The organism is Nocardiopsis changdeensis (assembly GCF_018316655.1).
In the GTDB taxonomy this organism is placed as follows: Bacteria; Actinomycetota; Actinomycetes; order Streptosporangiales; family Streptosporangiaceae; genus Nocardiopsis; species Nocardiopsis changdeensis.
Genome location: NZ_CP074133.1, coordinates 553,614 through 569,445, shown reverse-complemented (window position 1 = coordinate 569,445; position 15,832 = coordinate 553,614). Strand labels below are relative to the sequence as shown.

Sequence of the window (15,832 nt, the reverse complement as noted above, 5' to 3'; positions counted from 1 at the left end):
GCGCGGCCGCTCAGGCCGCGGCGCACGTCGGATCGGGGACGACGGCGGGGCCGTTCCCGATGAGTCCGAAGGTGGTGGCGGCGCCCGCGGCGAGGCCGCCGTTGTAGGGGGCGTTGCGGGCGGTCACGGTGCCGCCGGAGGCGGTGAGGTCGGTGTTCCACGACTGGGACACGCTCTGCCCCGAGGGCGCGGTCCAGGCGACGGTCCAGCCGGTGAGGGCGGTGTGCGCCGTGACCTCCACCTCGGCCTGGAACCCTCCCTGCCACTCGTTGGTGATCCGGAACTCCGCCGTGCACTCGCCCTCGGGGTCCGTGGGCGGGTCGGTCGGCGGGTCCGTGGGCGGGTCGGTGGGCTCGCCGCCCCCGCCGTACACGGGCGCCTCCACCGACGTCTCGCCGATGCCGTCGGGCCCGTGGAAGATCCGCTCGCCCCAGGGGGTGATCCGGGCCGGGTCGAAGTCCTCGACCATGTCGAGGTACTCCACTCCCCCGCCGTTGCCGCTCCACGACCAGCCGATGTAGCCGAGCCCCAGCCGCCGGGTGTGCTCCATGATCGCGTCCTCGTCGGGGTTCCCGTCGCTGTGGTCGTGGCCGAACTCGCCGACGATCAGCGGCAGCCCCGCGTTCGCGAAGTGCTCCAGGTAGGAGACCACCGTGGACTCCTGCTGGTAGACGCCGTACATGTGGACCGAGAAGACGGTGTTGTCGTCGGCGGCCGCCACCAGCGGCGCGTCGCGCCGCATGATGCCCTGCCAGTCCTGGCCCCAGTTGGGCGCGTCCACGACGAGGGTGTGCTCGAACCCGGCGTCGCGCAGCCGCCCGACGGCGGCGATGGTGTCGTCGGCCCAGCCCTGGTTGACGGCGTCGTTGTTGCCGTAGGGCTCGTTGCCGATGTTGACGAGGACGTGGTCCTCCTCGCCCTCCAGGACGTCCTGGACGCGCAGCCAGTAGTCGACGGCCTGGTCGAGGGTGGCGGCCCCGGACTGCTCGCCGTAGCCGGTGGTGTCGTGGACCTCGAGCATGCAGATCAGGCGGTTGGCCTTGCACAGCGAGACCACGTTGGCCACGTCGGCGGGCCCGTTCTCGGTCCAGCGCTGTCCGCTGCTCAGGACGACGCGGACGGTGTTGGCCCCCTGTTCCTTGATGTCGGCGAAGGAGCCCGTCTCCTGGAGGTACCAGGTGTGGGCGTGGCTCACACCGCGGATCAGGAAGTCGTTCCCGGCGGCGTCGACGAGGCGCCCGTCCTCGACCCGGAAGCCGGTGTCGGCGCGGGCGGCGGACGGTGCGAGGGCGAGCAGGGCGAGGACCAGGGAGAGGGTCAGTGTCAGTGCCGTGCCCAGGGCGAGGGCGAGTGCGGCCCGGGGGCGCGCGGTCGGCGGGGACGGTCGCATGGGGTTCTCCGGGGGGCTGGTGGCGGGGTCTGGGGCGGAGTCGGGGGGTGGGTCCCCGGGGGCCGGGTGGAGGAGGTCCGGCCCCCGGGGCGCCGGGCCCGGGGCGCCCGTGGTGGGGGGCGGGGCCCCGGGGGTCGGGGGGCCGGTCAGTCGCAGGCGGCGCCGTTGAGCTCGAACCCGCTCGGCGCGTCCGCCTGTCCCTGGTGTGCGATCTGGAACCCGAACGTCACGCTGCCGCCGGGCGGCAGCGTCCGGTTCCACGACACGCCCTCGGCGGTGACCGCGCTCCCGTCCTGTGTGACGGTGGCGTTCCAGGCCGAGGTGATCTGCTGGCCGGCGGGCCGGGTCCAGGCCAGGCTCCAGCCGTCCACGGCCGCGGTCCCGGTGTTGCGGACGGTCACGTCGATGACGGCGCCCTGGTTCCACCGGTTGACCACGGTGTAGGTCACCGAGCAGTCCCCGTCGCCGGGGCCGGGCCCCGGCCCGGGGCCCCCGTCGCCGCCCAGGGCCTCGTGCATCGCCCAGTAGGCGGGCTTGGGCTGGTACTGGTGGTCGTAGGGCAGCGCGTCGCCCTGCCCGGGGAACACGTCCGGGATCCAGGAGTTGGCGTCGCCCACGCCCCACACGGTGACGCCGCCGCAGCCGTCCACGGCCATGCACGCCTGGAACACGCGCGTGTAGTCGGCGGCCTGCGCCTGGAGCTGCTGCTCCGAGGCCGGGGTGTTCGTGCGGATGTCCAGTTCGGTGACGACCACTTCCAGGCCCAGGTCCGCGAACCGCTGGATGTTGGCCTGCATGCTGGACGGCACCTGTCCGACGATGAGGTGCGACTGCAGGCCCACGCCGTGCAGGGGCACGCCCCGGTCGAGCAGGGAGGACGCCAGTTCGTAGAGGGCGTCGCTCTTGGCGTTGATCCCCTCGACGTTGTAGTCGTTGATGAACAGCCGCGCGTCGGGGTCGGCCGCGTGCGCCATCTCCAGGGACGTGGCGATGTAGTCCTCGCCCAGGGTCCGGTAGAACACCGTGTCCCTGAAGCTCCCGTCCTCGTTGAACGCCTCGTTGACCACGTCCCAGTGGCTGATGTCGTCGGCGTAGCGGTCGACGACCGTGGAGATGTGCTCCTCCATCACCCCCTCCAGCTCGGGGGCGCTGAACCCGCCGTCGGCCACCCAGGACGGCAGCTGGCTGTGCCAGACCAGGGTGTGGCCGTACACGTCCTGGCCGTTGGCCTGCGCGAAGTCCACCAGGCGGTCGCCGCCGCTCCAGTTGAACTGCCCGCGCTGGGGCTGGACGGTCTCCCACTTCAGCTCGTTCTCGTGGGTGACGGAGTTGTACTGCTCTGCGGCGATCTCGGCGTAGCGGGCGTTGTCGAGCAGGTGGGCGGAGACCGCCACACCCATGCGCAGACCGTGCCGGTCGGCGAGGTCGCGCAGGGACGGGTCCTCGGCCTGGGCGGGGGACCCGGCCGACAGGGCCAGGGCCAGGGCGAACACCGGGGCGAGGAATCTCGCCGTGCGGCGCCGCGTGGTCGTCTTCATCGGTCGCTCCTCGGGGCGGCGGGAACTCTTCGGAGGGGGTCGGGGAGCGGGGAGGGACCGGGGCCGGACCCGGCCCCTCCCCCGTGTGGTCCCGCGGCGGCCGCCGTCGAACGGCCGCCGCGGGGGTCGGTGGGACGGATCAGCGGGACGGGAGGGTCAGCCGAACAGCTCCCCGTGCACCGCCAGCGCGGTCGCCACGTCCACCTGCGCCCAGAAGCGGTGGTAGGTGAACTCGGGCGCCGGGCCGCCGTCCAGGTAGGCCTGGACCTCGGGCCAGTCGGGGTCGTCCTCGTAGAAGGAACGGATGGACGCGAACGTGGAGTCGGAGTCGATCACGTCGCCGTTGGGCATGGTGCCGGTCCAGCCGTCGGGGACGTACACCCCGCCGTCGGGCGAGTCGTACGGGTCGTCGAACCGCTGGTAGTCGGCCCGCACCTCGGGCACCGCCACGCCCAGGTCGTCCTGGTGGTGCAGCAGCGCCTCCAGCAGGCCCTCCGCGACCTCGCGCGCCTGCGCGTCGCCGGTGGCGGCGGCGTAGTGCATGAGCGTCTTGGCCAGCCCGGCGGCGATGCCGACGTCCTGGTTGTGGGAGACCACCTCGACCCGCAGGCCGGGGTTGCCGGTGGAGGTGCCGGTCCAGGTGTCGGGGGCGCCGCTCCACTCCATGTCGGCGGGGATGGCGAACTCGCCGTCGGCGCCGACCGTGGTGTTGGCGATGGCCCAGGGCACCCAGGCGTCGAGGATCTCCCCGGCGCGCTCGTCGCCGGTGATGCGGTGGTACTCGGCGACGCGCTCCATGTCCCAGACCTGGAACCCGAACCACCGGTTCGACGGCGGGTCGTGCCAGACGGGCTTCTCGTCGTAGAACATCCCGTAGAAGGTCGGGGTGCCCGCGGGCGGCTGCCCGTAGTCGCCCTCCCAGCTGTTGGTGGCGCCGCCGGCGATGCCGCCGTCGGCGGACTGGAGCCACTGGAGGAACTCCAGCTGCCGGTCGAGGCTGGTGCCCCAGTCGTCGGCGCCGGTGGGCGACTCGGGGGTGAGGGCGTCGACCTCGGAGAGGGCGTAGGCGGCCATGACGTTCTGGTAGCCCTGGTGGGCGGAGGAGCCGCCGATGCGCCAGGCCCAGGGGTACTGGGCGCTGCCCAGGGCGCCGCCCCAGGCGTAGTACCAGGACATCAGGTAGTGCGCGGACTCCCTGCCGCTGCCGGGGGCGCAGGCCTGGGGCCCGACGCAGTCGCCGACCTCCTTGAAGTACTTGTCGAACATGGCGTACCGCAGGTAGTCGCCCATGCGGGCGGCGTCGGCGACGCTGTCGGCGATGGCGCCCTCGTTGCCCTGCTCGCTCGCCCAGGTGTGCGCCTGGTAGGCGACCTGGACGGCGCGCGCGTCGGCGTCGGGGGCGTTGGTGTAGCGCCACTGCTCCGAGTAGGTGGAGTCGTCGGTGAACAGGTCCAGGTACCCGTTGGTGCCGCCGTGCTCGAACGTCTCGCAGGAGGGGTGCGGGACGGTCTCCCAGACGGACTCGTTGGAGCCGCGCTGGAACGTGTTGATGTAGGCGGGCGCGTCGTCGGTGCCGTCGCCGCAGAACCCGAACCCGTAGGTGTTGTCGACGTCCAGCAGCCAGTGCATGCCGTAGACCTCGTCGGTCCCGTAGGTGCTGCTCAGCTCGTCGGCCAGCGGGTCCTGTCCGACCTGGACGCCCTGGTCCAGGGGCATCGGGTAGTCCGCGGGGTCGGTGGACTCGGCGATGTAGGTGGCGGGCGAGGACGGGTCGTAGGAGGCGTTGGTGGGCTGGTCGGCGGTGCCCGGGATGATGAACGCCTCCATGGACGCCCACGCGGCGTTGAAGGGCTCCCAGTCACCGGTGACGCGGCCGTAGGTGGCCTCCAGCCACAGGTAGTAGCTGTACGCCTCGGAGGTGGTGGCGTGCCCGTGGTCGGGCGCCTCCACGATCAGGGTCTCCACGGAGTGGTACGGGACCAGCAGTCCGTCGAACTCCCGGAAGTACCCGTTGGCCGGGTCCTTGATCTTCTCGTACTGCTCGAGGAACTCGGCCTCGTAGGCGTTGGTTGCGCCGGAGCGCTCCCGCACGGTGACGGTCACGGGGTCGTAGCCCTCGGCGGCCACGGTGAACACGGCCTGGGCGGGCTCGCCCTCGCCGTTCCCGGAGGAGGCCACGGTGACCTCTTGGGCCTCGCCCCAGTCGTCCGCGGTGAAGGTGAGCGCGCTCCCGGCGGTGAGGGAGAGGGTGTCGGAGCCGGAGGTGCGCTCGACGGCCACCGCCACGTCGTCCTCGGGGGCGGCGGACAGGTGGACGTCGAAGGAGGCCGAGCCGCCCGGGTCCACGGCGACGCTCGCCGGGGAGACGACGATCTCGCCGTCCTCCGGCCCGGGCTCCTCGCCGCCGTCCTCGCAGGAGGTCCCGTTGAGGGTGAACTCGGTGGGGGCGGCCCCGGAGCCGGTGCCCTGGAAGCCGAAGGAGGCGCTCTGGCCGGTGGCCAGCCCGGGCGACCAGGCGGGGGCGGTGGCGGTGACCGAGGCGCCGGACTGGGTGGCCGTGGCGTTCCAGGCGTTGGTGACCTGCTGGCTTCCGGGGAAGTCCCAGCCCAGGCTCCAGGGGGAGACCTCGGGGCCGTGGTTGGTGAGGGTGACGTCGGCGGTGAAGCCGCTGCCCCAGTCGTTGGTGACGGTGTAGTCGACCGTGCAGAGCGGGGCGGCGTGCGCGGCCGAGGCCGGCAGCAGGGCGGCCGCCAGCGAGGTGGCCGCGAGGAGGGAGAGGGGTCTGCGCCATCGGCGGCGCGTGCGGGGGGTGTGCACGTGCGTCTCCTGGGTGGGTCCCCCTCACCGGCCCCGGGGGCGGGCGGGCATGGCGGGGCCACGCCACCCGCACGCGGCGGGACCGAGAGGGGGGTTCGGGTGGTGTGGGGCCGGGCGGGGATCGTTCCGGGATCCCCGCCCGGCGTCCGGTCCCCGAGAGGCGGAGGGGACCGGGTGGGGACCGACGGCCCGGGCGGTGCGTCCGCTCGAGGGTGCCCGGGGGCCGCCGGAGTCGGGAGGGGCGGTCACCGGCCGCGGGGCCGGTGGCCGCCTCCGGTCAGTCGAGCGGCGGGTAGGCGTTGTCCAGCAGCTCCTGGAACTGGGCGGAGAACCAGTGGCCGGAGATCGGGGCGTCGGGCAGCGCCCCGCTCATGCTGTTGCCGTTGCGCACGTTGCCCTCGTAGGTGGGGTCGCACATCCGGTCGAAACCCTTGCCCTCGGGGTTCTCGATGAACTCGCTGGAACCGTCGGACTCGCCCGGCGGCTTCATCCACACGTAGGCGTCGATCCCGGCCTCGGGTGCGGCCTGCGGGCGCTCACCCAGTCCGGCCCCGGCCTGGTTGCACCAGTTGCCCGGGTTGATGCGCCGGTCGTAGCGGCCGCCGTCCACGTAGGCGTTCACGTCGGTCTCGGGCCCCGGGCCGGTGGGCCGGTCGGGACCGCCCCAGCCGTTGCGGGAGGTGTCGATGAGCATCCCGATGTCGGACGAGAAGCCCTGGGAGACCAGTTCCTGGCGCAGTGCCTGGGCGAAGCTCAGCTCGTCGACGTAGTAGTTCCAGTCGACCCAGTCGGACTGGCGGACCGGGACGCCGCCGATGGTCTGGTCGACGGAGAAGTTCTCCTCCTCCAGGGCCGAGTAGTTGGCGGTGTTGGCGATGAAGCCGTGCACGTCGTCGGGGGTGGCCCCGGCGGCGTTGGCGGCCTGGTAGAAGATCTGGGCGGACGGGACGAAGTTGCTGTCCCAGCCGATCCAGCCGTGGTGGCCGGCGTCCACGTAGTTGTAGACGTTGTCGATGGCGCCCAGGGTCGCCAGGGCGTAGCCGACGCCCTCGACGTAGTTGCCGTTGGCCAGCATCTCGTCGCACTCGGGGGTGGCGGTGGGCCGCGGGGTGACGTTGGTGACCAGGTTGGGCAGCGAGTCGATCTCCACCGTGGTCACGATGCGCAGCTCGGTGTCCTCGTAGTCGGCGAGGATGTCGGCGATCGGGTCGATGTACTCGTTCTTGTAGCGGTCGATCTCGTCGGGGCCGAGCTCGCCGTTGGAGGCCAGGGCGGCGCAGTCGCGGCCGGGCAGGTTGTAGATGACGACCTGGAACACCAGGGGCTCGCCGCCCGCCTGCTCCACGGCCTCGTCCAGGTGGTCGCGCAGGCCCATGGAACCGGTGGTGGGGCTGTCGTTGCCCTCGATGGCGCCGATGCGGTCGAGCCACACACCGGTGGGCTGGTCCGCCACCGCCTCACCGCCGGGCTCGGCGGCGGCGTTCGCCGACCAGATCGGGTTCACGTAGACGTCGGCCCCGACGTAGGGGTTGTCCACGCGGCCGGAGGGGTCCGGATCCGGGTCGGGATCGGGGTCGGGATCCGGGTCGGGGTCGACCGCGCCGTCGCACAGGACGCCGTTGAGCTCGAACGCGAGCGGGGCCGCGTTCGAGCCGCTGTAGTTCGCGTTGAACCCGAAGGACACCGAGCCGTCGGTGGCGATGGCGGCGTTGTACCCGGCGTCGGAGACGGAGACGTTGGCCCCGCTCTGGGTGTGGGTGCCGCCCCACAGATTGCCGATCTGCTGGTTGCCGGGGAAGGACCACTCCAGGGTCCAGTCGTCGACCGGGTCGCCCAGGTTGGTGATCTCGACGTTCGCGGTGAAGCCCGAGCCCCAGTCACTGACCGTGTAGTCGACGGCACAGCCGGCTTCGGCGCTGGCGGGGGAGGCGGGGACGACGGCCAGAGCGGTGCCCACCACAAGGGCGGACAGGGCGGCCGGCCCTCTGCGTGCGCGCGACGGTCCGGGTGTCACGGCACTGTGGATTCTTCTCATCTTCTGCTTCTTCCTTGCGGAGGGGGGTGATCCGTAGGGAAAGGAAAGATGGTGTCGCGCGGGACGCGACGACTGCGGGGAATCCGAGGCATGGCCGTGGGAATGGCGGGGAGCGGGGCATGGCTTTTCTCCGGCGGGGACGACCCGGGTCCGGGAGCGCTCCCATGAAGGGCGGGAATCCCGGTCGGGCGACGGAGCGGTCGGGGGCAGGCGGGCCGCTGGGGCCAGGGAGGGCGGTAGCGCTCTGTTCGGGAGCGCTCCCACGAGAGTAGCCACGCAATGGTGATATGTAAACAGCGAATGAAAAAGAGATTTCGTGCCGGATGGGACGGCAGCCCATCGCGAAACTCCAGGTGAACGGGCATTAAGCTCGCAGGTCGACGCGATAATGGCGTGAACCGTGTGACACAAGTGAACAACTGCCCGAACAATGGTGTTACCGATAGGGGTCGCGCGTGGATTGTCAAGACCCCGAAAACACCGAAAGAAAGCGAAAGTCCGCGGCCGCGCGGGCTCCCGGGACCGTGTGCGCCCGCCGCCCGCGGCCGGGCCCGTCGCCCGTCCTCCGCCGCCACCCTGCACAGGAGCACCGCCCCCGGGGGTACCGCGTGCCGGGGCGCCGCGCACGGGAGCGGGAGCGCGCCGCTCCCGCCCGCCGGCCGTCAGCGGCCGGTGTCGCCGAACTCCTCGCTGGCGTCGGCCAGGATGCCCAGGACCGCGATCGGGTCCGGCAGCACCACCGAGCCGCCGGAGTCGCGCGGAGTGCGGATCCAGCTCACCCGGCCCCCGCCCGGCAGCCGGGACGGGGCACCCAGGACAAAGCTGTCCCGGCAGTGCCAGCGCAGGCCCGGCATGTCCTCGATCGCCTCGGGGACGCAGTCCAGGTGGCAGGACCACCACTCGTCCTCGTCGACCGGCGACCGGGTCGCCACGAAGAACAGGTACCGCGACCCCAGCGCCGCCACCGGGCCCGCGGGCACGCCCGCCCGGCCCATCCGCGCCAGCGCCATCACGCCGGCCTCGCGCGGCACGTCGAAGACGTCGAAGACCCGCCCCGTCGGCAGGATCACGTTGGCCTCGGGGTCGGCCGCCCACCACCGGCGGATCGTGTCGGTGTCGGTGCTGGCCTCCACACCCCAGGCCATGGTCGCCGGATGGGCCGCCGGGTCCGGACAGCCCAGCCGCTCGCAGTTGCAGGCGCGGTCCTCGCCCGGTGCGGCGCCCCGCACCACGGGCCAGCCCAGTGCGGCGTAGCCCAGCGCGGCGTCGACCATGCCGTCCATCGCCGGACGCCGCTTCCGTCGGTACAACACATCGGCCATGGAGCCCTCCCCGGTGTTCTCGGTGTTCCAGGTGCGGTCCTGAACCCGGACCCGCACCCGGCGACCGCGACCGGGGTGGGCGAACCGGTCGCGCTACCGGAGCAGGCGTGCCGCCTCGGTCGCCCAGTACGTGAGCACCTGCTCGGCCCCCGCCCGCCGGTAGGAGGTGAGGGTCTCCAGGATCGCCCGCTCGCGGTCGATCCACCCGCGCTCCGCCGCCGCCTCGATCATGGCGTACTCGCCGCTGACCTGGTAGGCCGACACGGGCACCGGGGAGGCCTCGGCCACCTTGGCGATGATGTCGAGGTAGGCCAGGCCCGGTTTGACCATCACCATGTCCGCGCCCTCGGCGACGTCCAGGGCCACCTCGCGCAGCGCCTCCCGGGCGTTGGCCGGGTCCTGCTGGTACCCGGACCGGTCCCCGAACTGCGGCGCGCCCTCGGCGGCCTCCCGGAACGGGCCGTAGAACGAGGAGGCGTACTTGGCCGCGTAGGCCAGGATCGGTACCTGGGCGAACCCGGCCCGGTCCAGCCCGGCGCGGATCGCCGCGACCTGGCCGTCCATCATGCCGCTGGGGGCGACCACGGCGGCGCCCGCCTCGGCCTGGGCGGCGGCGATGGACGCGTACCGCTCCAGGGTCAGGTCGTTGTCCACGTGCCCGTCGGCCTCCAGCGGGCCGCAGTGGCCGTGCGAGGTGTACTCGCACAGGCACAGGTCGGCCATGACCACCAGGGCGTCGCCCACGTCCTTGGACAGGTCGCGCAGCGCCTCCTGGACGATCCCGTGCGGGTCGTCGGCCGCGGAGCCGCGCTCGTCCTTGTGCGCGGGGATGCCGAACAGGATGACGCCGCCGACCCCGGCCTCGGCCGCCTCGTGGGCGGCCCGGCGCAGGCTGTCGCGGGTGTGCTGGAACTGGCCCGGCATGGACGAGATCGCGACCGGCTCGTCGATCCCCTCCTTGACGAACAGCGGCAGGACCAGGTTCTCCGGCAGCACCCGCGTCTCGGCGACCAGGCGGCGCAGCGCCGGGCCCCGGCGCAGGCGGCGCGGCCGGGCGGCGGGGTAGGCCGCTTCGCGACCGGTGGTGTCCATGGGTACTCCTGAGGAAGGCTGGTTCGTGCTGGTGACGGGGGCGGCTCAGAGCTTGCGGCGGCGTCCGCGGCGCTTCTGGCTCGGCTTGAGAACGGGCTTGCCCGCCTCGATCGCCTCACGGCGCTTGGCCGCACCGTACTCCGAAAGCGCGTCCACGAGGGCCGAAACGGAGGCTTTGGGTGCCACGACGTCGACCCGCAGTCCGAACTCTATGGCGGTCTTCTCGGTCTCGGGGCCGATCACGGCGATGACGGTGGTGTTGTGCGGCTTGCCCGCGATCCCCACCAGGTTGCGCACCGTGGAGGAGGACGTGAACAGCACCGCGTCGAAACCGCCGCCCTTGATCGCCTCTCGGACGGGGGCGGGCGGGGGCGCCGCCCGGACGGTCCGGTAGGCGGTGACGTCGTCGATCTCCCAGCCCAGGTCGGTGAGGCCCGCGGCCAGGGTCTCGGTGGCGATGTCGGCGCGCGGCAGCAGCACCCGCTCGATGGGGTCGATCTCGGCGTCGTAGGGCGGCCACACCGACACCAGCCCGGCACTGGACTGGGCGTCGTCGGGCGGGGCGAGGTCGGGCTGGATCCCGAACTCGCGGACCGCGCGGGCGGTGGCCTCGCCGACGACGGCGACCTTGACCCCGGCGAACGCGCGCGCGTCCAGGCCGTAGGACTCCAGCCGCTCGCGGATCGCCTTGACCGCGTTGACGGAGGTGAAGGCCACCCACTGGTAGCGGCCGGTGACCAGGCCGCGGACGGCGCGCTCCATCTGCTGCGGGGTGCGCGGCGGCTCCACCGAGATGGTGGGCACCTCCTCGGGCACGGCGCCGTGGTCGCGCAGCTGCTCGGAGAGGGCGGCGGCCTGCTCCTTGGTGCGGGGCACCAGCACCCGCCAGCCGAACAGCGGGCGGCCCTCGTACCAGGACAGCTCGGCGTGGCGGCCGGCCGGGGCGCCGACGACCATCATCGCCGGGGCGGTGAGGTGGTGGCCCTTGGCGTCCTTGGCCTTGAGCTCGGCGACCAGGCGGCCCAGGGTGGAGGCCACGGTGGTCTGGCGGGTGGTGCCCCCGGCGCGGACGACGGCGACCGGCGTGGTGGCGGGCCGCCCCCCGGCGATGAGGGTCTTGCACAGCACGTCGAACCCGGGGCCCTGGAACTCGGCGGGCTCCTCCGCGGGGGCGTCGCCCCCCAGGATCAGCAGGGGCGCGTCGCTCGCGGCGGCCTCGTGCCAGTCCACCTCGGCGCCGCGGGCGCGGGCGTTGAGGATGCGAACCTCGGGGGTGCCGTGGCCCATCAGAGGGATGCCGGCGAAGGCCGGGACGGCGGTGACGGAGGAGACGCCGGGGGCGACCTCCACCTCGACGCCCGCCTCCCGGCAGGCCAGGACCAGCTCGGCGCCGCGGCAGCCGAAGAACGGGTCGCCGGAGTAGAGCCGCACCACCCGCAGGCCCTCTCGGGCGCGGGCCAGGGCGAAGGCGTCGACGTCGCCGATGTCCTCGGCCCGGGCGGTGGTGACGTCCTCGCGGCAGTGGGTGAGGAGTTCCTCTCGGAAGCCCGCCAGGTCCTCGGCGGCGGGCTCGCGCGGCGTGATGACCACGTCGGCGTCGCGCAGCAGCTCGGCGCCGCGCAGGGTCAGCAGCCCGGCCCCGCCCGGCCCGGCACCGACCAGGGCGACGTGCCCGGGTCGGACGGCTGCGCGCTCCTCCGGCGAAGGATTGGCGTTGGCGTTCACGTGACTCCTCTGTGCTGCCACTGGATGGGGTTGCCACTGGACCGTGCCGCCGCCGTTCCCGCCCGTGTCCCGGGACGCGGGCGGGAACGGCGGGCGTGCCCGTCGGCGGGCTCCGGCTCAGGGTGCGGGCGGGGCGTCCCTCTCCGCGAAGGCGTCCGCGACGATGCGGTCGGCACCGTCGGCGATCATGGCGCGGGCCAGCTCGCGGCCCAGGGCGGCGGCGCCCTCCACGTCGGTGGGGCCCCCGACGGCGGCGGCGCGTTCGCCGCGCACCGACTCGGAGCCGTCGGTGGCCACCACGGCGGCGCGCAGCCGCAGCTCACCGCTGTCGGCGTCGTAGAGGGCGTGGGCGCCCACCGGCGCCGCGCAGCCCGCTTCGAGCTCGGACAGCACGGTGCGCTCGGCGACGACCGCGAGGCGGGTGGCCGGGTGGTCCACGGCGGACAGGTAGGCGAGGTCCCCCTCGGCCCGGTCGGCGCGGCACTCCACGGCCAGGGCGCCCTGGCCGGGGGCGGGCAGCACCAGCTCGGGGTCGAAGACGTCGGTGACGTCGGCCATGCGGCCCACCCGGACCAGCCCGGCGTAGGCCAGGACGACGGCGTCGAGCTCGCCGGAGGCGACCTTGCCCAGGCGGGTCTCGGCGTTGCCGCGGATCGGCACGTACTCCAGGTCGGGGCGCAGGGCGGCGAGCTGGGCGACGCGGCGCGGCGAACCGGTGCCGATCCTGGCCCCGGCGGGCAGGTCGGCGAACTCGAGGCCGTCGCGGGCGCACAGGGCGTCGCGGGGGTCGTCGCGTTCGGGGATGGCGGCCAGGACCAGGCCGTCGGCGGGCGTGGTGGGCAGGTCCTTGAGGGAGTGGACCGCGAAGTCCACGGTGTCGGCCGCCAGCTCGTCGCGCAGGGCGTTGACGAACACGCCGGTGCCGCCGAGCTGGGTCAGGTGGGCCTTGGTGACGTCGCCGAAGCTGGTGATCAGCACCAGTTCGATGGCCCGTCCCGTCCGCTCGGTGATGGCGTCGGCGACCAGCCGGGACTGGCTGGTGGCCATGTTGCTGCGACGGGTGGCGAGCCTGGCGGGCCCGGTGGTGCCGGTCATGCCTTCTCCTGGGCGGCGCGGGCCGCCGTGGTCGTGGTGTCGAGGTCGAACAGTTCGCGCAGGGCCGCCTCGTAGGACTCCCCGTCGGGGGCGGCGGCCAGCTCCTTGACCCGCACGGTGGGTCTGTGCAGGAGCTTGTCGGCGACGCGGCGCATCGCGCGGGTGATCTCCTCGCGGGTGCGGTCGTCCAGGTCCTCGGGCAGCCGGCCGTGCAGGCGGTCCAGCTCGGCCTCCACCACGTCGCGGGCCTGGGCGCGCAGGGCAACGACGGTAGGGGCGACCTGGGCGGCCCGGCGGACGGTGCGGAACTCGGAGACCTCCTCGTCCACGATCCCGCGGACGAGTTCGAGGGCGCCGCCCCGGCCCGCCCCGGTGCCGCCGCCGTGGGAGGCGGCCCGGCGCAGGTCCTCGATGTCGACGAGGTGGACCCCCGGCAGGTCGCGCACGGCGTGGTCGATGTCGTGGGGCAGCGCGAGGTCGAGGAAGACCAGCGGCCGGGTGCGGCCCGCGGTGGCGGCGGCGACGGCATCGGCGGTCAGCACCAGGCCCTGGGCGCCGGTGCAGGAGATGACCAGGTCGACCTCGGACAGCACCGCGGCGGCGTCCGCGAAGGGGACGGAGCGGGCGGTGACGCCGTCGTAGGCCTCGGTGAGGCACTCGGCGAGGCGGTCGGCGCGCTCGCGGGTGCGGTTGGCCACGACGACGGTGGCCGCGCCCTGGCGGGCGACGGTGTTGGCGGACAGGGCGCTCATGGAGCCCGCGCCCAGGATCAGGACGCGCGTCCCGGCCAGGGGCCCGGAGGTGGCGCGGGCGATGCCCGGCGCGTCGGCGGTGTCGCCCTCGGCCGCGGACATCGGGCAGCCGACCGGCGGCGTGGCGCCGAGCCGCTGGACGGTGCGGTCGGCGGTGACCTCGCCGCCGCCGGTGGGGCCGGTGCCCAGGCGGCGCAGGGCCACGGTGAGGCCGAAGCTCACCATGTCGGCCCCGGCGTGGTCCAGGTGGGTCTCGGTGTGGGCGCGCTTGCCCACGCGCAGGGCGCGCTGGCCCAGGTCGTTGAGGACGCGGCCGACGGAGCCGGTCTCCTGTCCGGCCTTGAGGGCGTCGCGGACCTGGCCGAGGATCTGGCCCTCGCCCAGGACCATGGAGTCCAGGCCACAGGTGACGGAGAACAGGTGCTGGACCGCGCGGTCCTCGTAGTGCACGTACATGTGCTCGGACAGCTCGGCCAGGGGGACGCCGGTGTGCCAGGACAGCAGCTCGGTCACGGCGGCGACACCGCCGTGGAAGGCGTCGACGTCGGCGTAGATCTCCGTCCGGTTGCAGGTGGAGACCACCATCACCTCGTTGACGGACTCGGTGCCGAGCATCTCCTCGACGGCCTTGGCCCGCGTCTCCCCGTTCAGCGCGACGCGCTCCAGGAGCGCCACCGGCGAACTCCGGTGGCTCAACCCCACGGCCAGGACACTCATCCGCATTCTCCTATGCAGGCACTACATCAGCGTCTCTTCATGCTCCGCCAGGGCCCCCGCGCACTGCGGGCGGCCCCCCGGAAAGCGCGGCGGACGCTCGCTCACCGCCGCCGCTCATGCAGGCCTCGCGACCCGGTCCGCGGGGCGCCGCCCCGCGGTTCGTTCATGTCAGTTCCAGTCCCGCCGGCTCCGCGCCGTGGCCCTCGTCGCCGTTGCGGCGCTGCGCGTGGAAGGCGAGGATCTGGAGTTCGATGGACAAGTCGACCTTACGCACATCGACCCCGTCCGGCACATTCAGCACCACCGGCGCGAAGTTGAGGATGCTGCTCACCCCCGCCCCGACGAAGCGGGTCGCGACCGCCTGCGCGGACGCGGCCGGCGTGGTGATCACCCCTATGGAGACGCCCTTGTCGCGGACAACCGTTTCCAGGGTGTCAATATGCCCCACGTCGAGTGAGGCGACGCGCCGCCCCACCATGGCGGGGTCGGCGTCGAGCAGGGCCGCGATGCGGAACCCTCGGGTCCCGAACCCCCCGTAGTTGGCGAGGGCGCGCCCCAGGTTGCCGATGCCGACGATGGCGACGGCCCAGTCCTGGGTGAGACCAAGTTCACGCGAGATCTGGTACACGAGGTACCGGACCTCGTAGCCGACCCCTCGCGTTCCGTAGGACCCCAGGTGGGAGAGGTCCTTGCGGAGTTTGGCGGAGTTCACCCCGGCGGCCGACGCCAGGTCCTCCGACGAGACCGTGAGAGTGCCCCGGTCCTGGAGCGCCTGCAGGGTGCGCAGGTAGACGGGGAGCCGGGCGACGGTGGCCTCCGGGATTCCCCTCTCCCGGGGCCTGGGCGGACGACTTGTCACGGGCGGGTGCTCCTGAGGGCGGTCGTGCGGGCGCGGGGCCGGGGGCACGCCCCCGGAGGGCTGTCGGGTGGCCGGGGCCGTGTCCGGCCCCCGGGGCGCGACCGCCGGGCCACCTCCCGCACGGCGGCTCCGGCCGCGCTCGGACGGCCGGCCCCCGACGGCCCGCCGCGCGGCGCCGCGGGACCCGCCGGACGGGGCGCGGTGGGAGCGCCCCCGCCGGTCGTCCTGCGAGAGATCGCCCGGAGGGTGCCCCCCGCGGCCGGCGCGAGCGCCGGACGGCCGGAGGCGGCCACCGAACACGCCCTAGGTTACGCGCTTGTGAAAGCACGCACAAAGTGGGGTCGCTTGTGACGCCGCGCTCATAAGTTCCCAGCGGCGGCCCGGCCCGCCGGTCCCGCGGACCGCCGGGCCGGGATGATCCGACGATCCCGTGCCCGGAACGGGCCCGATGGGGCGCGGTGTCGCCCCCGTCCCCCCGACGACCGTTCCG

The 15,832-nt window shown here is 73.6% G+C and carries 10 protein-coding genes; all 10 read right to left on the bottom strand.

Features of this window, described 5'->3' with window-relative positions:
* Positions 1-10: 10 nt before the first annotated feature.
* Entirely contained in the window at positions 11-1,390 is a 1,380-nt protein-coding gene (locus KGD84_RS02755) for a cellulase family glycosylhydrolase (RefSeq protein ID WP_220564554.1), read from the bottom strand.
* Positions 1,391-1,536: 146 nt separating this feature from the next.
* The gene (locus tag KGD84_RS02750) at positions 1,537-2,928 is read right to left on the bottom strand and encodes an endo-1,4-beta-xylanase (protein ID WP_220564553.1); all 1,392 of its coding nucleotides are present in this window, start codon (positions 2,926-2,928) and stop codon (positions 1,537-1,539) included.
* Between the two features lie 156 nt (positions 2,929-3,084).
* Positions 3,085-5,745: a glycoside hydrolase family 48 protein gene (locus KGD84_RS02745; RefSeq protein ID WP_220564552.1), complete on the bottom strand. Its 2,661-nt coding sequence runs from the start codon at positions 5,743-5,745 to the stop codon at positions 3,085-3,087.
* A 277-nt stretch (positions 5,746-6,022) separates the two neighbouring features.
* Positions 6,023-7,759 (bottom strand): glycoside hydrolase family 6 protein, encoded by a 1,737-nt coding sequence (locus KGD84_RS02740; RefSeq protein WP_255646994.1) that lies wholly within the window; start codon positions 7,757-7,759, stop codon positions 6,023-6,025.
* 683 nt (positions 7,760-8,442) lie between these two features.
* Positions 8,443-9,102 carry a bifunctional DNA primase/polymerase gene (locus KGD84_RS02735; RefSeq protein WP_220564550.1) on the bottom strand — a complete coding sequence of 220 codons (660 nt, stop codon included), beginning with the start codon at positions 9,100-9,102 and terminating at the stop codon, positions 8,443-8,445.
* 93 nt (positions 9,103-9,195) lie between these two features.
* Complete coding sequence (gene hemB / locus KGD84_RS02730) at positions 9,196-10,194, bottom strand: porphobilinogen synthase (RefSeq protein WP_220564549.1); 999 nt, start codon at positions 10,192-10,194, stop codon at positions 9,196-9,198.
* A 45-nt stretch (positions 10,195-10,239) separates the two neighbouring features.
* Positions 10,240-11,919: a bifunctional uroporphyrinogen-III C-methyltransferase/uroporphyrinogen-III synthase gene (locus KGD84_RS02725; RefSeq protein WP_220564548.1), complete on the bottom strand. Its 1,680-nt coding sequence runs from the start codon at positions 11,917-11,919 to the stop codon at positions 10,240-10,242.
* Between the two features lie 117 nt (positions 11,920-12,036).
* Positions 12,037-13,014 carry a hydroxymethylbilane synthase gene (hemC, locus tag KGD84_RS02720; protein ID WP_220564547.1) on the bottom strand — a complete coding sequence of 326 codons (978 nt, stop codon included), beginning with the start codon at positions 13,012-13,014 and terminating at the stop codon, positions 12,037-12,039.
* Positions 13,011-14,483 (bottom strand): glutamyl-tRNA reductase, encoded by a 1,473-nt coding sequence (locus tag KGD84_RS02715; protein ID WP_220564546.1) that lies wholly within the window; start codon positions 14,481-14,483, stop codon positions 13,011-13,013. The genes hemC and KGD84_RS02715 overlap by 4 nt, the downstream gene beginning before the upstream one ends.
* Before the next feature lie 163 nt (positions 14,484-14,646).
* On the bottom strand, positions 14,647-15,342 hold the full coding sequence (locus KGD84_RS02710; RefSeq protein ID WP_220564545.1) for a redox-sensing transcriptional repressor Rex: 696 nt from the start codon (positions 15,340-15,342) through the stop codon (positions 14,647-14,649).
* Between the last annotated feature and the right edge of the window lie 490 nt (positions 15,343-15,832).